The following is a 24,015-nucleotide window of genomic DNA, read 5'->3' on the forward strand; positions in this document are numbered from 1 at the left end:
TAGTAAACGATTACTACAGTATATTGGCGGAGGTGGAGATTATTCTTGTGAATTTTCAAAAAAATGGTTTTATAATCATTGTTATTTTTATAATTATCCAACAGGCACCCCACTAGTTGTAATTCTTTTGGTAAAATTCATTTAAGTAAACTATCTTCTAGATTGAAAGTGTGGTGGTAAAATATGAAACTATTCATTGATTATAAAAAGCTAAATGATACTAATTTCTTTAAAGATCAGAAGGGTGTAAAACTGGAAGAACCTACAGTTCAAAAACTCAAAAATGAGATACTATATGGTAATTGTTCAAGTTTTCTTATTTCAGGTTATCGCGGGGCCGGCAAAACATCGTACATTGACATAATAGAAAATGAAGTCGCTAATGAAAACAGGATATTTGTGAGATTAAATTTATCCAAATACAGTAGCTATTCATTATTAATGAGAAAGTTAATTAGGAGTATCTATGAAGAGATTCCTGAAGATAGACTAAATAAACTAGAAAAAGATGATAAAAAGTTATGGACTAAATTAGGATTGCTTTATGAAAGAACGTTTAACGATATTTCCAATGTAAATAAAACTGAACTAACTACAGAAATGAGTAATTCATTAAAGGCTGTCATTGACTTCAAAAAGTTCATCTTAATCTTCTCTACTCTAATATTTTCAGCAATTAATTTTAAATGGGACTTATTAAGTTACATATTTAATTATTTTACTAATTTAATTGGGTGGGTACTTCTTATCGGCGCCTCTATTTGGGGTTGTGTTGAAGGATTTAAATTACATACGGCAATAACAAAGAAAAGTTTAACTAACCAAGTTCTAAGTAGACAGAGTTTATACGACGATGAAATTGCTGAACACCGTTTAACAGAGATATTAACCGAACTAAAAGAACATCATATTACATTCGTGTTTGTATTTGATGAACTGGATAAACTGGATATAAAGAGTGTTGAGAGCATAATAAATGAAACAAAATCATTGATGCTGAGTGGATTGGGCACATTTCTGATTGTTGCAGGACAACAACTTTATTATAAGTACTATGATTCGCCTACTGAAGACGATTCGATATTATCAAGCCTATTTGCGAACACTTTTCATATACCTCTCGCTAGTGACGATATCCTCCTTGAATTGTTCAACCGATTAATCACTAAAAAAGAAGACGTATCTGATGAGGCCATTAATCAATATTTCTTAGCCTTAACATTAAATTCAAATCGATTGCCAAGAAAGTTTATGAACCTTATACGAGAAGAAATTGAATGGGAAGGTAATAAAGCTTATATCGATTTAGAAAAATTAACAGCTAAAAATGAAGTGATGGCAACTTGTTTAAGGGTAGTTCAGGAAATAGAGGAAAGCGCACTTCAAGATTTCACAGAAGAGTATGATAAAGGAATAAAAGACTTTTTATCATACCAACTATACAGATGGATACAAATGATCATTAGAAAAAAAAGCAGACCCTTTCAGTTAGAAGAAATCACAAAGATTTCTAATGAACAACTACCTTCTATACTCGAAGAATATGAAAAGTTACTAATAGATTTGTCTGAAATCCTAAAAGATAAATTAGTAGAAGCAAAGTTATTAACACCAACCAACGAGGGTCTAAATAGTAAGGAATATTTAGTTTTCAATGAAGTAATCCTTAATGACGAGCCACAAGATCTTGAAACTTTAAGTCATAATACAAGATTAATAAATCAAATTATTAATATTGAAAGCATGATTATTAAAGTTGCGGATATGACCAATTCTCGTAAGTTTGGTGATACATTAGAAGCTACGGTAAATACACTCGTAACAAAAGGCTATCTAAAACAATACTGGGTAAAACACGTCACTAAAATATTAGAGCTTATTTCCATTAGTGAAAAGTTAAGCAAGAACAATTCTCTTTCAGCCAATGAGGTAAATGTCATACAAGAAGCAAAGGTTCAAATCAATCGCCTAGAGTCTGAAATTAGAGAACAATATTACTATCTTAAAACGAGGTTCATATACAATAATCAACAAGTAAAAGTAGAATGGGATAATTCAAAAAGAAAATATGCTGATTTCATTTTAAGGTATACAGACGACAACCAACCAGATATATTGTTTGAGGTGAAAATGGGGTCTAGTATTAATGGAATTCAGTCATCCTTAAATAGTTTAATATCTTATAATCAGATCACTCAAAAGAAAAATAAATTAGTGCTTATTTTCAAAAATGACTTTGATAAAAAGTATGGCTATGAGAGATTAGCAAATTTTGTGAGTAGCGGATTTAAAGAGTTCGAATCAGACATTTATCTTTATATAGAAGATAATAATATCGAGGAATCCTATAGTGAGTTTTTAAGCAAGACCTTAACAAATAACAGTGACCATATCGGATTTCTAGAAGTCACTAAAAATGAAAAATCAGTTTAAGCTAACATTATTTAGGACTTGTGTTTTTTTATTACAAAAGAAGTAACCCCACTCTTTTAGAGTGGGGTCTGTTTAGTTGGCAAAATTCAATCTTCTTGAGTGAAAAGGGAAGCATGAGAACCGTCCCCCCGCTTCTCACTCATTAAACAAAACAGCCTTCAACACATCCTGTTCCATACTTTTCGCAAAAGCTTCTCTAGCAGTTAATAAAGGAAAGAGGGAAATTACTTCCTTTAAAGGTTCTTGATAATGGACCAGTATCTCCTCGGCTTCCTTGTAATCAACGGGATCACATCCATAGCTGGTTAATAAGGGCACCTCTTTCCTGACCAATTCTGTTAGAAACAAACTCATTTCTTCTTCATAGAGAGCTACTAGTACAACTTTCCCTCCCTTTTTCACACTAGTTATGCCGCTTTTTAGAGCAGCTGATGAACCAGAGCACTCAAACAAAACATCTACTTCTCCTTCTAATTTTTCTTTATTAGCAATGAGTGGTTTCATACCGAATTTAGTCGCTTTGGACAATCGATGTTCATAGTCAGAATCAAGTCCAGAGAGAAGGACATCGGCTTGTTTGTGTGCACTAATTAACCCAGTGAAAAAGCCGATAATTCCCGGACCTTGAACCAATACTTTTTGATTTGGTTGCAGTGTATCAATTCGGTTAACTGCGTGAACAGCAATCGCCATTGGTTCCATTAAAGCTGCTAATTCAATTGGTAGTGCCGGGTTTATTTCTTTTACGAATTGACGAGGTACTTTCACAAACTCTGACATTCCTCCGTCATAGTGAAGCCCTATGACTTGAAGGTTCATACAGATAGACGTCCTTCCTGATAGACAGTTTTCACATTTTCCACAGTAATGCATTGATTCAACATAGACATTCTTATTTACTAAATGCTGATCTTGTTCATCTGTTACCTTAATCACTTTCCCAGAGAATTCGTGCCCTAATGTTGTCTCCTCTCTGACAAATTCGTACCCTTTTGCGTGTTTCACAGCATGAATATCACTTCCACAAATGGCACAATGAGAAACCTCAATGAGGATTTCCCCTTTATTTAACTGAGGAATCTCCTTTTCCGTTATCTTAATTTGACCTGGTAGTTGAGATTTCGTAATGACTTTCATTGAATGACCCCTTCTTTACGTTAAGATGATGTCCAGCCACCATCTACGTAAATGGTCTGACCGGTAATATAATTAGATTCTTCGGAAGCTAATAGTACAGTGATTCCATTCAGATCTTCTGGTTTGCCTGTTCTTCCCGTTGGAATTCGAGATAAAATAGATTGTTTCCAGTTTTCGTCTTGGAATAGCACTTCTGTTAGTTCTGTTTTAAAATACCCTGGTGCAATCGCATTGACTTGGATGTGAGGGGCCCATTCTACAGACATCGCTTTAGTCAATTGGTCTACCCCTCCCTTAGACGCACAGTATGGCCCCATATTAGGCAATCCAATTTTGCTACTCAAAGAGGCAATGTTGATGATCTTGCCTTTTTTTCTTTGGAGCATTTGTTTTGCAGCTATTTGCGATGTGAAAAATACACCTTTTAAATTTATGTCCAATACTTTGTCCCAATCATTTTCATCAATCTCTACCATCGGTCGACGAACATTTATTCCTGCTCCATTAATAAGAATGTCTAGATCTTGATATTTCGCCATCACGGTCTTTATTTGTTCTACATTTGTAACATCAAGGTATTCAAAGCTGACATCGAGGTTTTCTTCATGAAATGTCTTTTGGATACTGGACATCTTTTCTTCTATGTCGATGGCTGCGATGACAACATGAGCACCAGCCCTTGCTAATGAAAGGGCCATACTCCTTCCAAGATCTCCTGTTCCCCGGTGATTAATGCTGTTTTATTTGAAAGGTCAAACATGCAACCAATCCTTTCTACGTTTCTTCCGTATTATTAAAGAAAGTGAATTCTCCATTTGTTTTGATCATCTTGCGTAGGGTTAGAATTAAGCATATCGTAAGCATGGCAAACCCAATCGTAACCAAGAAAAACATTGGATATAATGGTAAACTATTGACCCCAGCCAAAAACGTAATGTTTTCTCTCAATCCGTATAATCCATAAGAAAAACTATAATACGTAATGAGGATATAAACGAGTAACTCAATGACTAGTACACTAATCATTATATTAATAGACACTTTTTTAGAAAAACGCTTGATCAAAAGATCCAGTCGTGGAAAAATTCCTGTGAAGAAAACATAAGGCAATCCACAAAAGAAAGCAACAGGCATTAAATAATTTTGAACATACAAATAGTTACCTGGAATGGTTGAGCTAAAAAGCGCCTTTAGTGTAACGTCAATGACTGTCATGACCATCATAATTAAAATGGCAATACCGCTTATATACATGCCTACTTTAATCACGTTTGAAATAATAGGATTAAATTGATTTTCGTTCATACATTCATCTCCCTTTGTATCTCCGTTACATAATGCTAGGTAACCAAGTGACTAATTCTGGCCAAATTAATAGAGGGATTACGACTAAAACCGTAATTATAAGCGCATAAATCGTTCCATAAAAGAAAATCTTATGTGAAGATAAATTGGCTACCCCGCAACACTGTAAACACTTAACCCTACTGGTGGTGTCAAAAGTCCTGCCGCACATACAACAGTCAATAATACCCCAAACACAATTGGATCATAACCAGCTTGTGCTGCAATTGGTACAGCTACACTAACCGTAATAAGAATAACGGCAGTCCCTTCAATGACCATAAATAGAACAAAATAAATGGCTAACAAAAGGAACATAAGTAAGATTGGATAGCTCAACAATGGCTCAATCCAAGAAATAATTTTAGTTGGAACGAGAGATAATGTCATAAACTTCCCAAAGATACTTGCCCCTAAGATGATAAACATAACCATCGTTGTGATTTTCACTGTTCCTTCAAGCGAGGCTTTGAAGAATTCTAGATTAACCTTCTTCAGTAATGCTGCCATGATTAAACTTAGCATTGCCCCAATCGCTCCAGCTTCTGTTGGAGTGAAGATTCCGAAGAAAATCCCTAAAAAGATGGAACTGATAATAACAAGCATGATCCCAACTGCGATTGTGTAATTTTTTACAGTAGGTGGCATTTCTCCCTCTTGAAATGAACGATCTAACGTAGCTGCCACTTCATTTGAAGATGAATCCTTGACATCTTCTTTCGTATATCTATGCAAGATAAAGATTGAAATAAATAGGATCACCATTGTCAGTACAACAGGAACCGTCATTGCAATAAAAAGTTGACCAATTGATGTCTGTGTTGCTGCACCATATACAATGAGAATAATAGAAGGCGGAATGATCGTTGATAATGAGCCTGCAGCGGCAACCGTCGCTGCTGCAAAATATTTATTAAACCCGTGTTTACGTAATTCCGGTAAAGATATTTCTGCAAGAGCGGCACTAATTGCTGTTGGAGAACCAGATAACGCCCCAAGAAATCCTCCTAGCATGAGAGTGAAAGCCCCCAACACACCGCCACGTTCTTTTGATAGATTGAAAATTAATCTATACAGTAAACCAATAATATTTGACCTTACAATAAATTGAGCCATTAGGATAAATAAAGGAATTGTCGTTAATGAGTACGTCGCAATACTATAAAATCCCGAGTCTTGTATAACCGCAGGAAATGACCGGAACCCATCTAATAAAATAAGGCCAACTACACCTGCTACCATTAACACTGTACCAATATGCATCCCCACAGCTAATAGAAAAATAAACAATAGTGTGATGATGATTAAAGCTAAAGTTCCGTCCATTCTCTCACCTCTTTGTCTGTTTCTTATTTACTCCATTTCTTTAATTGCATCCGGAACATCTCCGCCATATTTAATAACTAAATCTCTCCATAAAAGAGCTGTTTCTTTACCAGGTAATCCATTCTTTTCATTTGCGTCTATCCATTCTATCCAAGTTTCAACAATAGCTTGATTAATTGCTTCTTGAACCTCAATCGGTTGCTCACTAATATCAGCCATGATCCCTCCATGAGCCTCATTCGTTTGCAATGACTTTTCTAACCGTTCATCATAGACCGCATACGTTTCATCTGCGTGCAGGAGCTCGACTGCCACTTCATCCATTACTTCTTGAACATCTTCAGGAAGTGAATTCCAAGTCTCATTGGTCATGCCAAATGTATGACTGAAATGACCTAAGTTCACTCCTTGGATCGTATAACCAATCAATTCATCAATCCCATATCCATTCCAATCTGGAACTGAAAAATATAGACCGTCAATTGACCCACGTGATAGACCATCATATATATCCCCAGCTGGTAGGGAAATTGCATTGATTCCTAGTTTGCTTGAGAATATTTCGGCCATTCTTCCAGAGCTTCTAAAGGTCACATTTGCAAGCTCTCTCACGTTACTAGGACCAGAGTTACGAGCGTAACTAAAGTTGTACCCTTCAGTTGTTGGAGTTGTCCACATTTTCATATCACGTTCTGCCCATTCATAATCATAAAAAGTCTTGTTATCTCTTAAAATATGATTACCCATGACCAATTCCTCGTACGCTGCTGTCGCGACTCTTACATCTGATTCAAGTAAAGGCAACATTGAGATTTCCGAAAGCGGAAAGCGAACAGGGTCATACATTTGAAAGATCGGCAAAGCAATATCAACAAGACCTGATGTTAACCCTTCATATTCTCTCCCCATAGCTATCACACTACCTGAGTAATGCTTTTCAAACTGAACTTTCCCATTTGTACGTTCTTCTACTTCATCCATCCATCTACTTAAGTAAGAAACATTGACTAGATGCGTTGTCCCTACACCTGCTCCAACTCGTAATGTAATCACTTCCTCTTCACTTACATTACTTGTTGAATTACTGTTACATGCCACTAATAGCGCTATCAGTGAGATTAATAGAAAAGCAAATTTCACCCTTTGCTTAAACACACTTAGCCACCTTCTCTCTGGTATAAAATAGTAAGCCTTTTCATTTTTTTCTTCTCAAAGTGAGTAATATAATAAAAATTAAAAGAATAATTGCCGTAAATGCCCTGACTCAAAGATTTTGAATTATGAGCCAGAGTCATTTATCGTATTTATTAAAAGGTCAAATCTTTTACCGGGATATTGTTCGCTTCACAATAATCATAATATTTTTTCATTCTATAGAAGATATCATCTTGCTTAAAAACATTTCCTTGCTCATCGAAATACTCAATCACTCCACCTAAATAAAATAAAGTAATCATATCCTCTTCTCCGTCGACAACTAGTGTATGGATATCTCCAGGTGGCTCGTAAACAAATGTGCCTGGTTTTGCTACCCATTCCCTTTCTAAGTATCTCCATGACCCTTGAAGAGTGTAGGCTAAGACGGTCCCTCCCGTATGTCGATGTGTAGCATTACCACAATTTGCAGCAAATTTCGAAATGTGAATCCAATTACCAGTTGTTAAATCAAAACGAATTGGTTTAAACCAGACACCATCTTCTTCACCATGTGTCGGTACCCAAGGAATCTCATTGATATCAATTGCTTGGTCTGGCAGATTAAATTTTTCCGTAAATTGGTTTAGATCAAGTGTTGACATATATAGCCCTCCATACAAATAATTTCAATTATTCTTACAATTTATACTTTACATGATGAAAATGAATACTTCCAATATCTATTTAGGCCTTAATTAATATATAATAAGTATTAAAAGGAGAGAGTCAAATTGGAACTTCGTCATCTTAAATACTTTGTTACAGTTGCTGAAGAATTGCATTTTGGGAGGGCAGCTATTCGATTAAACATGGCTCAACCTCCATTAAGCCTACAAATACGGCAATTAGAAGAGGAGATAGGGGTACAGCTTTTTCATCGCACAAAAAGAAAAGTTGAATTAACGAAAGAAGGGCAATATTTCCTAGAGAAAACATATCGCTTATTAGCAGATTTAGATGAAAACATAGAAACCATCCAGAAGATGAAACGAGGAGAAGTTGGGGAGATCGTTATTGGATTTATCGCAACAGCTGCCTATGACCTAGTGCCCACCATTATAAAACTATATCTTAATGAATACCCAGGTATTAAAGTAACACTGAAACAAATTACTTCTGCCGAACAAATTATTGCGTTACAAAACGGAAGCATCGATGTTGGGGTATTAAGTGAACCAGCTGAAAGTGATCAAATTAGTTTCCAAATTATACGTGAAGAAGAAATGGTCATTGCTCTTCCAAAAGAACATCCATTAGTAAGACAAACAGATGCCATTCAATTAAGTGACCTTGCATCAGAACCATTTATTATAACTAGTCGACAAGCTAACCAAGGTCATTTCGATTCAGTCATTAATTGCTGTTTCCAAGCTGGATTTAGTCCAAATATTATTCAAGAAACAGCAGAAATGTCAACCGTTATATCCTTAGTAGCTGCTGGGATTGGAATTGCACTTGTTCCATCCTCGATGAAAATGCTATTACAAAATGAAGTCGTGTATCGTAATGTGGAGAACAATAAGTTTCAGAGTGTAACCGCCCTAGCATGGAAACAGGATTCACCTTCAGAAATCGTCCACACCTTTATTGAGCTTGTAAAGGAACGCGTAGTTCCGATCTATGAGTAATTAAGTAATTTCAAGGTAGTTAGTGAAAGCACGAGAACCGTCCCCGTGCTTCTCTTACTCTTTTCTCAGTCACAAAGTCCCACCTTCTCCAAACCTTTTACATATGTATTCTTCTTTCTACGTTATCTCCAAAATTTCACCATTTCTCGCAGATCCAAAAAACAACTTACGCCTGATTTAATCAGTTTTCTTAAAATGTTAGACTATCATTTTATCATGAAATCCCTTACATATCTCAGATCTTTGTTAAAAGAGGAGGTGTAATTCTTTTCAATTGTTTCGCTTTATAAAATTAAATCTTAGAGAGGAATGAGTTTTCTTGAAAAAGGTTATCGCAACAGTCTTAGCAATTATGCTCACAATTTCGTTAGTACCATTACACGCAGCTGCCGTTGGGAAAGGCGCCAGTTATAACGGCAATGAGACCATTAAAAATGAGAGACTCACTAGCTATGAAGATTTGGTCAAACAATTGGAGCGAGCTGATAATCGTTCCGACAACGTAAATGTAGAAGTCATCGGGCAATCCGTAAAAGGACGAAATTTGCATTTAGTGAAGTTTGGAAACAACCCGGAGAATCCTACTATTCTATTTCTTACTCAACAGCATGGGAATGAAGCACTTATCACAGAAGCTGCCTTACATGTTATTAAAAATTTATCCGGAAACAGCAGGCAAGTTCAAGAACTTGCAGACGAGGTAAATGTATTTTTCGTACCTCGATTGAATCCAGATGGAGCTGAAGGAGACGTGAACTTTGATACATCTGACCATGTACTAGGAGGTCTAGCGACAGTCAATAACGCGAATAACGTCAACTTAAACCGTGATCATATAGATCGCCTTGAGCCAGAAACAGCGGCACTCCATAATAACGTTCTTCAACGTTACAATATTGATTATCTAGTCGATTTCCATCACCAAAGCGCTCAATACGCTGTGGATGATCGATATGTATCTGGCGCGATGCTTTACCCTACCAATTCTGAAGTGGACGAGGATGTAATAGAAATGTCAAAACAGCTTGGAGCTGTTATGTATGATGCGGTGGACGCTCGTGGTTTCGGAAACATTGCGAAGTATGTAGGTGGAGATGCATTAACGATTTCTCGGAACGGACTTGCTTACGAGTACGGCCGTGAGTCGACGCGGATAAAAATACGCAAAATATAGATTAAAATATCCGAGTTTCTACCATTATATAGACGGGCATTCTTACTCCTCTTCCCCTCTAATTTCTCGATTCATTTTTATGGCGAATTCCACCCCATAAAACGCAAAAAAATGGCCCATAACCAAGTTAGGTCATGAGCATTATTAGCCAAATTTCTTCTAGAATTTTCGATTGCATATTAAGTTGTTACTTCTTGAATTCAGTGAACTCGACTTGTTTATCTGTATATTGGTCTGAATTCTTGTTTGTTAACCAAAACTCTAAAGCATTCGATTTCCCTGACTCGCTTACTTTTTCAATCTTATAAATGTACTCTGTGTTCTCTTCGTCATATGGAGCTATTAACCCATCAATCGTTCTACAATCTCCCGCTACAATATAATCAGCTTTCTTCGTATTATCTTGTTCTATTGTAGAGTTATTAAAATCTATTCCACTCTTCGGTTCAACACCAATTCTGTAAATAAACGGGTTACAAATTGCGTAGTAAGTAGCTCCAATAAGATGACGATGTAAATGCTGGGAAGCTATTGCTTGAACATTTACATCCAATGGAATGACAGCTTCTAACTCCTTCGTCTGCCTATGAAGCACTTTTAACCTTCTAATATGAACGTCATCATCTGTTCTTTAAAAAATATACTTTTGGCTAGACATCGCTACCTGTTGCAAGTCCGCTTCATTTATAATTTTATCTAAACATGTTAAATACAAGTACCCAATTGAAGTCAATTCTTTAGTACCAGCAAAGTTACCTCGACTATCATAAAAATGTCCACTTTTCATAATACTTTCTTTAGCGTTAGCAGTCGTATGGTGATATAAACGAATGTAAGGTTCAAAGTTCTCTTTAAAATACCCTGTTCCAGTTGCGTGTTCACTTAACATCTTAGGTCCATGAATTTCACACTTATATAGCTCTGAATAATCATCATATCCCCTTACATAATCGTTATTAGAAAACCTTAATTCTATTGTCTGTGTACTAGAAATATCGACTACAATTGAACAATGAATGTAATCGTTTTCTGTAATTATTAATCGACAACCGAAAAAAGATAGAGGCTGGATCCATTTAAAACAACTTTCTTCATCCTCTTCCAAGAATATCAAATCTGGAACAATTAGAGATTCACCAACAGTGTGAATTAGCTTGCACTTCACATACCCTTTAACTATATTGGAACGTTCGTTTCTTCCACCAAGTTCGCTGAAATATACATGGCTACTGCCCTTAGCATATCTATTAAACATCTTATTCCTGTTCAAGATAATCCCTTCTCTCTCAAATCATTTCAGAATAATTAATACCTTTATATTTTATCATTTTCATTCAAGTACAAAATTTATATTCTATTAAAATTTTAGAATAAAACGCAAAAAATGGCCCACCTCCCTGAATTGGAGATGAGCCTAATTGGTCGTTTTTCTTATGATAGATTAATAGATTGCTAGATTACACTTATTCCTGATCTTCTTTTACTTGATACGCATATTCTCTAATGTTCGGTGCCCTTTTTTGCAGGAAGCGTTCAAACGTTCCTTCTTTAAACAATGGCATAACTATTCTATCAACAAGCTTGGTTTTACCGATTTGCATTCTTTCCTGCATGAAAGCTAACATCTCTTTTACTGTCCTCGGTTCTTGACAGTACTCGAGCAGAGCCGCTACTTCTGGCCCTTTAAGAAGAGCTTCGTGTTTTTCTTTAAACTTCGCCCACCGCTGTTTTTCACATTGCTCCTGAAAAGTTGCATACACTTCGTCTGTTGTCCATTCCAAACCAAAACGCAAATGATACACAATCCTTCCATCTTTATAAACAGCCGCATGGTTCACAACGTCCGTATAGATCTCAGTTGGGAAGGCTTTTGATTCACTTTTTATATAAGCCTTCAAGTTTTTCATAAATCGCTTGAGTGCTTTGCGTTCCTCTTCTGCTTTCTCTTTCCGATCTCTAAAAGCTGCAAGCCTCTCATACATGGCACACAGCTTTTCAGTCATTTGGTCGACACGTTCTGTATTTCGTCCCTGTCCATGAAGGCTTTCATCAACCACCTTGTACAGTTCTTGATTCAATGCTTGAACTTCTTGTTCCAGCTGCTCTTCTTTGTCTTTCTCTTCTGACGTTAAGTCCATCTGTTCAATCGCCTGCTCCGCCTTCTGATAAAATGTAGAGTCCTCATAAATATTCGTTAACAAGTGTCGAAAATGTTGCTCATAATAGTCCTGGTTATGAGCCATGGAATCACAAGGCTCATGTACATGATAATGTGGAAAGCCTGCCCGATAACAGAACCAATAATGTTGATAATAGTCACCATTTTTTCGTGGTCGTTTATTCGCAAAATGGACCACTTGTTTTGAGCATTCCCCACAAACCACCTTATCTAAGAACGCCTCATTCTTGTCCTCATTGATTCCCGGCAAAGGAGCTGAACGTTTCTGCTTGATCGCTTCCGCTCGCTCATCTAAGATTTTCTGTACTTCCTCCCATTTTTTCTTTGAAACAATCGGTTCGTGATGGTCTTCAATATAATATTGAGGTTCTTGGCCTTCATTCAAAACATTTCGCTTTTGACCATTTTGAAGGGCTACCGTTTGTTGGAATAGGTAATCTTATTAGAAGTTATTATTAATGCCCCTTTTTTATCATACCGTTTTGATATTACTTGAAATAAGATATTTGCACTGAAGTCGTCAAAAGGAAAATAGCCTAATTCATCTATGATTAATAGATCAGGACGGCTCCATCGCTTTATTACTCGATTGATTAAACCTGCCTTCTCAGCTTTTCTACACTCATTTATAAAATCATCTGCCCTTATAAAGAGAGAGGAATAGCCTTTAATAACTGCTTCCATTGAAAATGCTACGGATAAGTGAGTTTTACCCACCCCTGGAGGACCCAGGAGTAAAACATTTTCTCCGTTCTCAATAAACCTGCAGGTTAAAACTTCGTTTACTCTTTTTTCACTAATACTTGGTTGAAACTTAAAATCAAAGTCATGAATGGTCTTTTGAAAAGGAAGCTTTGCTTTTAGTAGCCTTTTCTCTAGTGCAACCGAGTCTCTCTTTTCAATTTCATTTAATAGGATAGTGTTAAGAAACTCAGAATATGGTACATTATCTCTAGATGCATCTTCTAAAAGACCATCAATTTGGTCGGCAGTTTGGTGCCATCCGACTTGTGATAGTCGTTCGGTTAGAAGTTGAGTGGTCATCAATTATCGCTCCCTTCTAATTGTTCATACACTTGGAGAGAACGTTGTTCTACTTCAAGGCCTTGGGGTTGATTGAGACGGGTCGCCAAACCTTTATGTGTCTCTTTCAGCCCTTTATAATGTTCTAAGTTCATATACATTTCTGTTTTCCCTGAAATGATAGGATGCTTCGCAATACACTCATATTCATCATAAATTTCCAAATGATGCTCGAGTGTTTCTTTTACTTTTACCGTTGCTCCAACGAAACGAAAGGGAACGGAATAACGTTTACCTTTATATGAGACAAAGGAATCCCGACTCACTTCTCGAATTTCCCATTTAGTTATAGGGAATGAAGGTTTTAGATTGCTTTTAGCTAAGTATCTTTCCTCAACTTCAAATCTCTTGAGAGGAGATTCATTAGTTGTAGCATTTGGCTTAAGGTTAGCCGTTTTATCAAGCCATTTTCTTACGTCTTCATTTAATGCATGAAATGGTTGGTTCATGCTTACGCTGCATAAAATTCTTCTTTAGATAACCAACTACATTCTCAACCTTTCCTTTTGTTTGAGGTCTATATGGCTTGCATGCTTTTGGCGCAATGCCATAGTAAGCTAAGAAATCTTCAAACTTTTGATTGAATCGAATTTCAACAGGAGAGTGTTTGGTAACAGCCGTTTTCATATTGTCATAGAGTATTTGTTCAGGAACTCCATTAAAATAAGCGAAGGCATTCATATGACATTTCATTAGCGTTTCAAGATCCATACTGGTAGTAAATTCAACGTACTTCATTCGAGAATAGCCTAATACTATTACAAAAGCATATACATCTTGTTCGATATCATCTACAAGAAACTTCCCAACATATCCCCAATCCATTTGAGCTTGTTTGCCTGGTGGTGTTTCGAACCGTAAGGTTGCCTGCTTCTTCGGATTAACTCTATATGGTTTAACAAATTCTCTTAATATCGTTAACTTCCCCTGATATCCTAATGATTGAATTTCATCTAATAAAACCTCACAATTTGTTGTCCCTTCTTTAATCCGTTCTAAGAGATACGATTTAAATGGGTCTAATTTACTTGGCTTCCCTTTAACTGGTTTCCTTTCAGGGAGAGTGTCTTGTTTTATGTATTTTCGAATTGTCTTTGGATCAAAGCCGGTCTCCTCCGAAATTGCTTTGATTGTCCATCCTTTCTGGTAAAGTTCTCTAATCATAAAAAATTCCCCAATCTTGACCATAGTTTCTCCACTCCGAATATCTTCTAGTTTTGAAACTATTGTCCGTTATTTTAGGGGAATTTGAAACCGTTGATATAAGGGATTTTATCACCGTTGTTAACACCTGCAAGATTAATAGTGTTGCTTTATCACAAATAATATCCTCTACCAGTTGTTCGCCTTCAAAGTCTGCACCTTGGTCCATCAAACGATTGATTGAATCTTCTTTGCTTGGAAGAAAATCAATCGTTTCTGTATTAACGTCAACGTTGATCCGCCCTACTTTAATATCCTCTTCCATGTATCGCTCACGTCTTTTCATTTTGTAGTACTCTCTGTAAATCTCTTCACTTACTGACACTCGTTCCTTACCGACTTTAATAAACTTACCCATTCTTTTTTCCTCCTACGGCCCGGCAAGGAGCCATCAGAAAAAAGAACAAAAAAAAGACCGAGCACAATTACCCACATGTTTTGTAGGTAGGTTTGTGCCCGGTCTTAGGTAGTTCACATCACGACTCCATTACTCGGTACCAATTATTTTGATTTAATGTGCATTCACTTACTGGATGATCATTTCTTCTCAAAATTGATCCAGCCTGGGTAATGCCATCGATTCCTCGCTTGGTATCATCGTGATATGAACTTATTGGTGAAAAATTAAAAAGGCCCAGAAACATCAGTTATACTGATTTCCCGGACCTTAAGGTAGAATTGTTTTGCAACTCATGATGAATCGCTATCTCCTTTTCGTCTCGTTATTGGTTTTCCGCTAACTTGTTTGAAATTACCTGTTTCGAGTTCAACTTCCCAAACCCGTTTACATCTGGTGCACTTCGTTTGAACGAGCCCTGCAGCTTCATCCCCTTTATCAAGCATCCTGTAACCACAAGCAGGACATTCCACTCTTGTTAATTCAAATTCTTTTATCATATGTTTTCCTCCTAACTACTACGCTGAAGTTAATCCAATGAAAAGTACGCTATGATTATATTTTATAAAAGAACATACGTTCTGTACAGTGAGAATTGTGAAAGGCTTGCACATAGCAATTACTATAACAGGTTACACCGCTTCCCCATGTATCTGATTATCTATAAGTGAAACACTAATTACCTTTTTACATTTTGGACATTTTATTTGTAAATTCGCTTCCTTTGCTGAAAGCATGTCCATTAACCTTTTTGCACAAACTGGGCATTTTACTACTTTAACCATTAAATCCATCTCCTTTTAGTATCATGTAATCCAATTTAATGTTTCGTTGTTAACACTTCATTTTTAGTGTTGTTTATAGTCAATGATTGAGGTAAAAAAATATGTAGGTAAAATAAATAATGCATCACATAATTTTCCAACACTCAATTTCGAATTTATTATATCACGCCAATAAAGTTTACACAATACATTTATTGATATTATTTTCGTTGTCTATTGACTATACTAAATGGTTAAACTATAATAATATTATAAGTTAAAGTGAGGGTGAATTAATATGGTTAGTGAGGAACAATTCAATAAAGAGGAGTTTGCCGTGCTACTTCAACAAGCGAAAGGTAACAGATCCATAAATAATTTCGCAAATGAAACGGGTGTAAGTGCTGCTCACATCTCTAGGTTTCTTAGACAAATGATTGCTTCACCGCCAACTCCGGAAACGATATCGAAATTCGCGGCAAAAGCACACAATGAAGTTACATATAAAGATCTCATGGTTGCGGCAGGACATATAGCGAAGAATGAAGCTACAGATGAAGATCAAAAAAATATAGATGAAAGAGAATCACCAATAAATTTAAGAATGCAACGTGACGAATTAGAGAGAAGATTTAAACAAGTTATCTTGGCTGATTTATATGAAAGTCCATTTAAATGGAGTGTGGAGAAATCAGAGGAAAGACTAAGGTTTCCAGACATGATATTAAATATTGATAATGAAGGGTATACAAGATGGTATTTGGAGTTTATGCCTGTAAATCCTGAGCGTCGTCATTTTTCCTTCATGAACTCAAACCACCTGTATGGGCAAATTGCAACGTTTGAATTAAAGGAAACTGATAAGTTTACCATTGTAGTTAATGATAAAAAAGCTTACGAATTTTTTTTCAAAAGAGCACCTATATCACTTCGTGCTAATATATACATTATGTTAATAGACTTAGAATTGGGTAAAATTTTAAAAGAAGAGATGTTAAGTAGCTATAGAATAGATTAAATCACAAGGGATAATTAAAAAGTCAACACAAATCAGCCCGCCCAGCTATATTAGCTAAGCGGGCCATTACCATTACATAATAGAAAATACTTTTTACTCCTTATAACTCTTCTCAAATCGCCATGCATCACGGCACATTGCCACAATGTCACGTTTTGCTGTCCAGCCAAGCTCCCTTTCAGCTTTGGAAGCATCGGCATAACATGAAGCGATATCACCTGGTCTACGATCAACAATTTCATAAGGAACTTCGATATCATTTGCTTCTTCAAAAGCTTTTACTAACTCTAATACACTAGTACCTTGGCCAGTTCCTAGATTATAAATATGAACACCTTCAGTTATATTATCAAGGGCGGCAACATGGCCTTCTGCCAGATCCACCACATGTATATAATCTCTAACGCCTGTCCCATCTACAGTTGGATAATCATTTCCGAATACTCTAAGCTTGTCCAACTTTCCTTTTGCCACTTGTGTTACATATGGCATCAAGTTATTAGGAATACCGTTAGGAGCTTCACCTATCAATCCACTCTTATGAGCACCAACTGGGTTAAAGTAACGGAGCAATGATACAGAGATACCTGGATTGGCTTTAGCTATATCAGTTAAAATCCGCTCACTCATAGCCTTTGTTTCCCCATATGGATTAGTAGTTGGTAAAAGATCCATTGTTTCAACAAACGGCACAGTATTGTCTCCGTATACAGTAGCCGATGAACTAAAGACAAATTTATTTACATTATACTTTTCACAAGCTTTTACAAGCAGCATGGTGCTGACAAGGTTGTTGAAATAATAAGATAATGGCTTTTCAACAGACTCACCTACTGCCTTAAGGCCAGCAAAGTGAATGACACCATCGAGCTTATAATTCTTAAAAAGCACCTCAACTGCTTCAGGGTCAGTTACATCAACTTCGTAAAAAGTAACTTCTTTATCAGCAATTGCTATAATTTTATCAACATTCTCACGCTTACTATTACAAAGATTGTCTGCAATAATTACTGAATGTCCTGCAGCTAGCAAAGCAACACAAGTGTGTGATCCTATATATCCGGCACCACCGGTTACGAGTATGTTCATGGAATTATTCACCCCAAATTTTTAATTAATATCTTAATCCCTACTAAACAAATCCCTAGTATATACCTTTTCTCTTACTTCCCTTAAATCTTCATTTATTCTATTTGCTACAATAACATCACTTACTCTCTTAAACTCTTCAAAATCATTTATAACTCTAGAGTTGTAAAATGTCTTCTCACGAAATGATGGTTCATAAATAACAACCTCTATCCCCTTCGCTTTAATACGCTTCATAACCCCTTGGATGGCAGATTGTCTAAAATTATCTGAGTCGGTTTTCATTGTAAGTCTATAGATGCCAACTTTCTGGGGATTCCTCTTAAGGATCATGTCTGCAATATGATCTTTTCTAGTTCTATTAGCATCTACAATCGCACCCATAATATTGTTTGGAACATCAGCATAGTTAGCAAGTAGCTGTTTTGTATCTTTCGGTAGACAATAACCTCCATAACCAAACGATGGATTGTTATAGTGGTTCCCAATTCGAGGATCAAGGCCTACACCTTCAATAATTTCCTTAGCATTTAAGCCTCTTACCTCTGCATATGAGTCTAGCTCATTAAAGAAAGCCACTCTCATTGCTAAGTAGGTGTTAGCAAAAAGTTTAATAGCTTCAGCTTCAGTAGAATTTGTAAACAAAACTGGAATATCTTCTTTAAGAGCACCCTGCACTAGTAAATTAGCAAATACTTTAGCTCTTTCAGATTGCTCTCCTACAATTATTCTTGATGGGTATAGGTTATCATATAAAGCCTTACCTTCTCTCAAAAATTCTGGTGAGAAAATAACATTATTAGTATCGAATTTCTCACGAATTGTCTCTGTATAACCTACTGGAACAGTTGATTTAATGACCATTACTGCATCTTGATTAATAGATAATACACTCGCAATAACATCTTCTACAGTTTTGGTATTAAAATAATTCTTTTCTGGATCATAGTTTGTAGGAGTAGAAATAATTACATACTCTGCATCTTTAAAAGCTTTATTATTATCTGTTGTTGCAATTAAATTTAATTCTTTTGTTGCTAGAAATTCTTCAATCTCACTATCAACGATGGGAGATCTTCTATTATTAATCATATCTGTTTTCTCTTGTATAACATCTAGTGCTATAACTTCATTATGTTGAGCTAATAATATCGCATTAGAAAGGCCAACATAACCTGTTCCTGCAATTGCTATTTTCATTATAAATACACACCCTTACTATAAGTCAGTGTTCATGTTATGGTAATTCTCCGCTTAATCACCTTCTTAACAGATACAGACTGAGAATTAGCATCATTAATAAACTTATTTAGATCAAATTAGAAATATAGGCCCTCTAGAAGAAGGAATTAATACCTTTTCGAATAACTTTTACTTGACTTTAATACCCATAAAATCAAATAAATATATGCAAAAACACCAATTAATGAATATAACGCAATGGCAACCACATCATTTTCAAAAATAAAAAATCCAAATATTAAAGCTAAGATTTTTGCAATAATGCTGATTACTTCATAAACCAAAAAACTTTTCTGCAATCCTAAAATTGGAATTGCAATAACACTTGGTTTATTTATAAACATAAAAAATAACCAAAAGGCTAACCATCTAGCATATTCACCCGCCAAGATCCATTCTGAGCCAAAAACTAATCCAAATAACCATGGTCCGAAAGCTATCACAATTCCAAATGGGATAACACCTAAGACTGCTAATGCTAATGTTGCTTTTAGTATCATCTCAGATATATTTTTACCGTTATTTGTTGCCTCTGTAATTTTAGGATAAAAAACATCTCCGACAGATTTACCAATAAGTGAGATTGGCATAATAAGAACAGTTCTGCTAATTGTATAAAATCCAGCTGACACAGGGCCAAAGAAGCTTGTTAATAATAAGACAGGCAAGCTTTGGGAAATTGCATTAACAAATACCTGAGGTGATCTATATAGAGGAAAATCACGATATTTTTTCACTAGTTCTTTAATCGTTAATATATTTGTTGAGCTTACCTCAATTTTATCCTTAAAATTCTTTGAACCAAGAATTAGCATTATTGCATTCACTGCAGTTCCTAGTGTTGTTAAAATAACTAGAACGGCTCCAACAGGGTTGTACCATCCCAATCCCACTTTGGCAACATTTAATATTAATGCGTTCATAAATGTCACTTTAGCAGTAACTCCAAATTGTTTTGTACGTATTAACCATTGCTCACTCACTTGTAAAAAAGCCGAAAATATGATAACTAAAGGGATAAGGTATAGAAATGGAGCAATCTCCTCAATATTTAATAAATGAACTATTGAATTATGGAAAAATAATAGTACTAACGCTACAATTAAAGCTATTATTGCAGAAACATATAAAGAAATTTTAATTAAACCTTTTGCTTCACCATCATTTTTAGGCAATACGATAGCAATAGGATAAGTTAATGCAGCCACGGGGGCTATTACAGCAACTATCGCTGTAAAAACCCCTAGCATACCGAATGCTTCAGGACCATATATTCGAGTAATAAAAGGAGCAAATAACATGGTAATTGCTTGAGCTGCTGCTGTCCCCGTAGAAATTATTAACACATTCCTCACAAATGGTTTTTTAAACAAATTTTTTACCTTATTTCTCATTAAACTACCCCTCAGCCATCATTAAGACTAATTATATAAATAGGAAAATGTTATCCTCTTTATCCAGAATAACTTAATAGTTCGTTAAATTAAGGAAACTATCACACCATAATGTCTTAAATACTTATTAAAAAAAAATAAATAAAAGTTAAATACCTATTTACCTAAATAATCGATATAAATGCTTCAACATAAAATAGAATTTTTCCTTACTTTTTCTCGGCGCTTTACACATATAGGTTAAACGATTATATAATTCAATTTTATTCTCAAGAGTTATAAAAGGATTATTTAAAATACCCATACTAAAAGTAGTGTTAAACAGTACTTTTAAAAACAGAGTCTCTTCAAAAATCTTTTTCTCATTGTTTTGCTTTATCATTTTCTCTAGTAAATTTGATAGATCAAGAATTGTTATTCCACTCATACCATTCTGTGGTGCGTCATTGTAGAAATCGTAGTAAATTTGAATTTCATCTTTTGTTAACTCGAAGCCGTAATAATTTAAAAGGTCTTGATGAATTGAGTTAATAACTTTCTTTCGTTTAACTGCCTTAGTTTGTATTGATGTTTTTGTAATATTTGAGTGGCCAGTTCGATAATTAAGTAATACCTCTGGTAAAATAGCCAGATTACCAACTTTTGAAAGCTGAGCCCAAAAATCATAATCTTGAGCTACAAAGTAATCTAAGTTGTACTTAATATTATATTTATTTAATGTGTCTAAACGAATAAACGATGTAGGATTACCAATTGGATTAGAAAATAATAGACATACTTTAATTTCTTCAGGAGAGCATAGTGCAGGCTTAACTGTCCTCTTAAGCTTTTGACCAAACAACTTAAAATAAGTACCAATTGCGTCTATATTCAAATTTTCTTCCATGTACCTTACCTGCTTTTCAATTCTATCAAAGGTAGCAATATCATCAGCATCCATTATAGCCATATATTTGCCTTTAGCATTTTTTAAACCTTTATTTCTCGTATAGGGAATTCCTTTATTCTCAGGGTTTTCAACTATTCTTATTCTAGGATCGTCAAAAGATTTTACAATTTCTAGAGAATTATCAGTTGATCCGTCATCAACAATTAGAATATCTAAATTTGAATATGATTGATTAACGATACTATTCAGTGCGTCTTTTATATATTTTTCACAATTATATAATGGTATAAAAACCGTAACTAAAGGGGGATCATTTATTAGTTTAACTCCTTTATTTTTACTACCTTGCTAAATTATTATTTACGATGTTTTAAAATTAAACCTTTATTAAATTAACTCTTCGTTTTTTTAAAAATATAAATATATTAAAATGCGATTTATTTAAAAGTTTTATTAAAATAAAAGTTTTCAAGCCATTTTGCATTGCTTTTTATATCATATCCACTTTTCACAATCTCCTCGTAAGTACTTTTACGTACTAACTGGTTACTATCCTGAATTATTTTCTCTGCCCAAAACCTTGGACTTTCAGAAATAGGTAACCTTGTAACTAATTCAGTTACCTCTACCTCTGATGTAATTGTATCTGTCGCGTATATCTTGAGACCCGAAGCCTGAGCTTCAATCAATGCAACTGGTAACCCCTCAAATTTAGACGGTAACAAAAATACATTCATGGCATTGAGTAAATCCGGGATGTCATTTCTAACACCTAGAAATTTTACCTTATTATTTAGTTTTAATTCAAAAACCTTTTGTTTAATCTCATCAATAAGTTCACCACTTCCAATTAACAAAAGTAGTGCATTTGGATTCACCTTAACTACTTCGTTAAAAATATCAATTATAAAATGATGGTTTTTTGGATAGGAAAAACGTCCGATATTGCCAATAACCAATTTATCATCGATATTCATTGAGTTCCTTATTTGTTCCGCCTTTCTTTTATTATATAAAAACTTTTTTGAGTCTATAGCATTGTTAACGAGCCTAACCTTGCTTCTCCGTTCCACACCAAATAACCAATCTCCAGCTGCCTCTGAGCAAGCAAATAGATCGGTAGACAATGATAGCATAATTGGTCTTAGCAAATTGTGTATTCTATGTTGAAAAGAACCTTTTGGTTTTTCTAAATCTGTTGCATGCGAATGAACTATCCTTTTCTTCTTTCCTGCCAATTTAGCAATTAATAGATACAAAAAACTAGTGGTACTGGCTGTGTGAATGTGAATTATTTCATGGGGGGATCTCTTATTAATAATTTTAAATGCTTCATATATATTTTTCCAAATGCTAATAGATTTAGGTGTAATCTTAATAACCGATCCTCCCATGTCATTAATCTCTTTTACTAATTGTTCTTCTGTATTATTGTGTGTCAGGAAATCAAATTGAACTTTATTTATATCAACGTTTTTGTAATAGTTCATTAAAAAAGCACCTACACCGCCACTACTGGTTATTGACCCACATATATGCAAAACTTTAACCTTATGACTCATTTAGTCCCTCCTTTTTTGAACAAAAATTTTATATAAGCTGAAGTATGTTCTTTTTTATTTTTGATTGTTCAATAATCCTATCCCATAAGAAGTCATTTACGTTTAAATTATTTTTAAATTCATATTTTTCTAATTCATTGATATTAATATTAAATTCATTCATGTTCATTTTATAAAATGAACAATTATGGGATCTCTCAAACTGCCTTACCCAACTATAGTTGGTAGTAATCACCTTTAAATCAAGTGCTAAATATTCAAGTAACTTTGTAGAAGTTTGTAATTTAAAAGGATATTTATCAGGCATAAAATTTATACCATAAACAGCTTTCGAAGCAATTTTTGGTACCTCAGAATATGGAACCTTTCCCGTAAAAATAATATTTCCATTATTTTTGTATTTGTTGAATATTTCATTATCTACATTCCCGACCATGCAAATTTTACCAATTTTATTTTTACTAAAGTTCTCTAATAGTTTTTCAACTTCTCTTTCTCTCGAAATCGAACCTACGTAAACAAAATCATAATCCTTTTTACTACTTCTCAATTTAAGGAAATTCTCATCAATCCCCATATCTCTGTAACAATACTCAATGCTATCTTTAAACCCAAAGCCTAATCTAACATTTTCGTTAAGAAATATCCTCAAGTTTGGCTTAGGGTTAATCGTAGTCTTCATTAAATTTTTAAATTTTGGAAAAGATCCTGTAGATAAAGAAGCGTACTCGTGGATCAGAATTTGGTCTTCTTTTATTTTCAGTCCCCCTAAACCTTTAAATTCCCAAACAACATCAAAATCTTCTAACATATATTCTCCTTCAAATTTTGAAGAATCGTATGCTTTAAAACCCTCAGTTTTATTGAAGTAGTGAATATATGCCTCTACTTCTGGCAAAAAGGCTTTATTACTTCGTATAAATAAAATTTTAATCATTAATTTTATCACCGACGTT

23 protein-coding genes and 1 pseudogene are annotated in these 24,015 nt (G+C 34.9%); 4 read left to right on the forward strand and 20 right to left on the reverse strand.

Annotated features, from left to right (window positions below; genetic code table 11):
* Positions 1 to 183 precede the first annotated feature (183 nt).
* Positions 184 to 2,433, forward strand: coding sequence for a P-loop NTPase fold protein (locus BkAM31D_RS20765; protein ID WP_066157441.1), 2,250 nt, complete (start codon positions 184 to 186; stop codon positions 2,431 to 2,433).
* Positions 2,434 to 2,568: 135 nt separating this feature from the next.
* Here the strand turns inward: BkAM31D_RS20765 and BkAM31D_RS20770 are convergent, their stop codons facing one another.
* From BkAM31D_RS20770 to BkAM31D_RS20795, 6 genes are all read right to left on the reverse strand, one after another.
* Positions 2,569 to 3,570, reverse strand: a complete 1,002-nt coding sequence (locus BkAM31D_RS20770; RefSeq protein ID WP_066157444.1) for a zinc-dependent alcohol dehydrogenase — start codon at positions 3,568 to 3,570, stop codon at positions 2,569 to 2,571.
* A gap of 20 nt (positions 3,571 to 3,590) precedes the next feature.
* The gene (locus tag BkAM31D_RS20775) at positions 3,591 to 4,268 is read right to left on the reverse strand and encodes an SDR family oxidoreductase (protein ID WP_085449844.1); all 678 of its coding nucleotides are present in this window, start codon (positions 4,266 to 4,268) and stop codon (positions 3,591 to 3,593) included.
* 76 nt (positions 4,269 to 4,344) lie between these two features.
* On the reverse strand, positions 4,345 to 4,875 hold the full coding sequence (locus tag BkAM31D_RS20780) for a TRAP transporter small permease (RefSeq protein WP_066157450.1): 531 nt from the start codon (positions 4,873 to 4,875) through the stop codon (positions 4,345 to 4,347).
* A gap of 150 nt (positions 4,876 to 5,025) precedes the next feature.
* On the reverse strand, positions 5,026 to 6,240 hold the full coding sequence (locus tag BkAM31D_RS20785) for a TRAP transporter large permease (RefSeq protein WP_085449845.1): 1,215 nt from the start codon (positions 6,238 to 6,240) through the stop codon (positions 5,026 to 5,028).
* A 27-nt stretch (positions 6,241 to 6,267) separates the two neighbouring features.
* The gene (locus BkAM31D_RS20790; RefSeq protein ID WP_066157457.1) at positions 6,268 to 7,395 is read right to left on the reverse strand and encodes a type 2 periplasmic-binding domain-containing protein; all 1,128 of its coding nucleotides are present in this window, start codon (positions 7,393 to 7,395) and stop codon (positions 6,268 to 6,270) included.
* A 152-nt stretch (positions 7,396 to 7,547) separates the two neighbouring features.
* Complete coding sequence (locus BkAM31D_RS20795) at positions 7,548 to 8,039, reverse strand: 2,4'-dihydroxyacetophenone dioxygenase family protein (RefSeq protein WP_066157460.1); 492 nt, start codon at positions 8,037 to 8,039, stop codon at positions 7,548 to 7,550.
* A gap of 129 nt (positions 8,040 to 8,168) precedes the next feature.
* On the opposite strand from BkAM31D_RS20795, the gene alsR reads away from it, so the two are divergent.
* A complete protein-coding gene (gene alsR / locus BkAM31D_RS20800) occupies positions 8,169 to 9,065 on the forward strand; it encodes an acetoin biosynthesis transcriptional regulator AlsR (RefSeq protein WP_066157463.1) in 897 nt (298 codons plus the stop codon).
* Positions 9,066 to 9,384: 319 nt separating this feature from the next.
* Positions 9,385 to 10,239, forward strand: a complete 855-nt coding sequence (locus BkAM31D_RS20805) for a M14 family zinc carboxypeptidase (protein WP_066157467.1) — start codon at positions 9,385 to 9,387, stop codon at positions 10,237 to 10,239.
* A 187-nt stretch (positions 10,240 to 10,426) separates the two neighbouring features.
* Here BkAM31D_RS20805 and BkAM31D_RS20810 read toward each other — a convergent pair whose 3' ends face one another.
* From BkAM31D_RS20810 to BkAM31D_RS24020, 8 genes and pseudogenes are all read right to left on the reverse strand, one after another.
* Positions 10,427 to 10,834 carry a hypothetical protein gene (locus BkAM31D_RS20810; RefSeq protein ID WP_066157469.1) on the reverse strand — a complete coding sequence of 136 codons (408 nt, stop codon included), beginning with the start codon at positions 10,832 to 10,834 and terminating at the stop codon, positions 10,427 to 10,429.
* 36 nt (positions 10,835 to 10,870) lie between these two features.
* Positions 10,871 to 11,509 (reverse strand): hypothetical protein, encoded by a 639-nt coding sequence (locus BkAM31D_RS20815; RefSeq protein ID WP_066157472.1) that lies wholly within the window; start codon positions 11,507 to 11,509, stop codon positions 10,871 to 10,873.
* 193 nt (positions 11,510 to 11,702) lie between these two features.
* Positions 11,703 to 12,803, reverse strand: a complete 1,101-nt coding sequence (locus BkAM31D_RS20820; RefSeq protein WP_066157480.1) for a recombinase family protein — start codon at positions 12,801 to 12,803, stop codon at positions 11,703 to 11,705.
* 29 nt (positions 12,804 to 12,832) lie between these two features.
* Entirely contained in the window at positions 12,833 to 13,462 is a 630-nt protein-coding gene (locus tag BkAM31D_RS20825) for an ATP-binding protein (RefSeq protein WP_084372330.1), read from the reverse strand.
* Positions 13,462 to 14,689, reverse strand: a pseudogene (istA, locus tag BkAM31D_RS20830) (IS21 family transposase). The gene BkAM31D_RS20825 and the pseudogene istA overlap by 1 nt, the downstream one beginning before the upstream one ends.
* Positions 14,658 to 15,062, reverse strand: a complete 405-nt coding sequence (locus tag BkAM31D_RS20835) for a hypothetical protein (RefSeq protein WP_066157483.1) — start codon at positions 15,060 to 15,062, stop codon at positions 14,658 to 14,660. The pseudogene istA and the gene BkAM31D_RS20835 overlap by 32 nt, the downstream one beginning before the upstream one ends.
* Positions 15,063 to 15,394: 332 nt before the next feature.
* Entirely contained in the window at positions 15,395 to 15,601 is a 207-nt protein-coding gene (locus BkAM31D_RS20840; protein ID WP_066157486.1) for a hypothetical protein, read from the reverse strand.
* A gap of 132 nt (positions 15,602 to 15,733) precedes the next feature.
* Positions 15,734 to 15,886 carry a hypothetical protein gene (locus BkAM31D_RS24020; RefSeq protein ID WP_169801132.1) on the reverse strand — a complete coding sequence of 51 codons (153 nt, stop codon included), beginning with the start codon at positions 15,884 to 15,886 and terminating at the stop codon, positions 15,734 to 15,736.
* A gap of 277 nt (positions 15,887 to 16,163) precedes the next feature.
* On the opposite strand from BkAM31D_RS24020, the gene BkAM31D_RS20845 reads away from it, so the two are divergent.
* Positions 16,164 to 16,883 (forward strand): hypothetical protein, encoded by a 720-nt coding sequence (locus BkAM31D_RS20845; protein WP_066157489.1) that lies wholly within the window; start codon positions 16,164 to 16,166, stop codon positions 16,881 to 16,883.
* 93 nt (positions 16,884 to 16,976) lie between these two features.
* Here BkAM31D_RS20845 and galE read toward each other — a convergent pair whose 3' ends face one another.
* From galE to BkAM31D_RS20875, 6 genes are all read right to left on the reverse strand, one after another.
* Entirely contained in the window at positions 16,977 to 17,972 is a 996-nt protein-coding gene (galE, locus tag BkAM31D_RS20850; RefSeq protein ID WP_066157491.1) for a UDP-glucose 4-epimerase GalE, read from the reverse strand.
* Positions 17,973 to 18,005: 33 nt separating this feature from the next.
* The gene (locus BkAM31D_RS20855) at positions 18,006 to 19,172 is read right to left on the reverse strand and encodes a nucleotide sugar dehydrogenase (protein WP_066157494.1); all 1,167 of its coding nucleotides are present in this window, start codon (positions 19,170 to 19,172) and stop codon (positions 18,006 to 18,008) included.
* Between the two features lie 149 nt (positions 19,173 to 19,321).
* Positions 19,322 to 20,608 (reverse strand): oligosaccharide flippase family protein, encoded by a 1,287-nt coding sequence (locus BkAM31D_RS20860; RefSeq protein ID WP_066157496.1) that lies wholly within the window; start codon positions 20,606 to 20,608, stop codon positions 19,322 to 19,324.
* 160 nt (positions 20,609 to 20,768) lie between these two features.
* Positions 20,769 to 21,815, reverse strand: a complete 1,047-nt coding sequence (locus BkAM31D_RS20865; RefSeq protein WP_085449846.1) for a glycosyltransferase family 2 protein — start codon at positions 21,813 to 21,815, stop codon at positions 20,769 to 20,771.
* Between the two features lie 119 nt (positions 21,816 to 21,934).
* Positions 21,935 to 23,059 (reverse strand): glycosyltransferase family 1 protein, encoded by a 1,125-nt coding sequence (locus tag BkAM31D_RS20870; protein ID WP_066157501.1) that lies wholly within the window; start codon positions 23,057 to 23,059, stop codon positions 21,935 to 21,937.
* A gap of 28 nt (positions 23,060 to 23,087) precedes the next feature.
* On the reverse strand, positions 23,088 to 23,996 hold the full coding sequence (locus BkAM31D_RS20875; RefSeq protein ID WP_066157504.1) for a glycosyltransferase: 909 nt from the start codon (positions 23,994 to 23,996) through the stop codon (positions 23,088 to 23,090).
* Between the last annotated feature and the right edge of the window lie 19 nt (positions 23,997 to 24,015).

This window comes from Halalkalibacter krulwichiae (assembly GCF_002109385.1).
Taxonomy (GTDB): Bacteria; Bacillota; Bacilli; order Bacillales; family Bacillaceae_D; genus Halalkalibacter; species Halalkalibacter krulwichiae.

Bases quoted from the DNA above. Each gene is read 5' to 3' on its own strand.
- BkAM31D_RS20765 (WP_066157441.1), top strand. From the start codon at position 184: ATGAAACTATTCATTGATTATAAAAAGCTAAATGATACTAATTTCTTT.
- BkAM31D_RS20770 (WP_066157444.1), bottom strand. From the start codon at position 3,570: ATGAAAGTCATTACGAAATCTCAACTACCAGGTCAAATTAAGATAACG.
- BkAM31D_RS20775 (WP_085449844.1), bottom strand. From the start codon at position 4,268: ATGGCCCTTTCATTAGCAAGGGCTGGTGCTCATGTTGTCATCGCAGCC.
- BkAM31D_RS20780 (WP_066157450.1), bottom strand. From the start codon at position 4,875: ATGAACGAAAATCAATTTAATCCTATTATTTCAAACGTGATTAAAGTA.
- BkAM31D_RS20785 (WP_085449845.1), bottom strand. From the start codon at position 6,240: ATGGACGGAACTTTAGCTTTAATCATCATCACACTATTGTTTATTTTT.
- BkAM31D_RS20795 (WP_066157460.1), bottom strand. From the start codon at position 8,039: ATGTCAACACTTGATCTAAACCAATTTACGGAAAAATTTAATCTGCCA.
- BkAM31D_RS20825 (WP_084372330.1), bottom strand. From the start codon at position 13,462: ATGACCACTCAACTTCTAACCGAACGACTATCACAAGTCGGATGGCAC.
- BkAM31D_RS20835 (WP_066157483.1), bottom strand. From the start codon at position 15,062: ATGGGTAAGTTTATTAAAGTCGGTAAGGAACGAGTGTCAGTAAGTGAA.
- BkAM31D_RS20840 (WP_066157486.1), bottom strand. From the start codon at position 15,601: ATGATAAAAGAATTTGAATTAACAAGAGTGGAATGTCCTGCTTGTGGT.
- BkAM31D_RS24020 (WP_169801132.1), bottom strand. From the start codon at position 15,886: ATGGTTAAAGTAGTAAAATGCCCAGTTTGTGCAAAAAGGTTAATGGAC.
- BkAM31D_RS20845 (WP_066157489.1), top strand. From the start codon at position 16,164: ATGGTTAGTGAGGAACAATTCAATAAAGAGGAGTTTGCCGTGCTACTT.
- galE (WP_066157491.1), bottom strand. From the start codon at position 17,972: ATGAACATACTCGTAACCGGTGGTGCCGGATATATAGGATCACACACT.
- BkAM31D_RS20855 (WP_066157494.1), bottom strand. From the start codon at position 19,172: ATGAAAATAGCAATTGCAGGAACAGGTTATGTTGGCCTTTCTAATGCG.
- BkAM31D_RS20860 (WP_066157496.1), bottom strand. From the start codon at position 20,608: ATGAGAAATAAGGTAAAAAATTTGTTTAAAAAACCATTTGTGAGGAAT.
- BkAM31D_RS20870 (WP_066157501.1), bottom strand. From the start codon at position 23,059: ATGAGTCATAAGGTTAAAGTTTTGCATATATGTGGGTCAATAACCAGT.
- BkAM31D_RS20875 (WP_066157504.1), bottom strand. From the start codon at position 23,996: ATGATTAAAATTTTATTTATACGAAGTAATAAAGCCTTTTTGCCAGAA.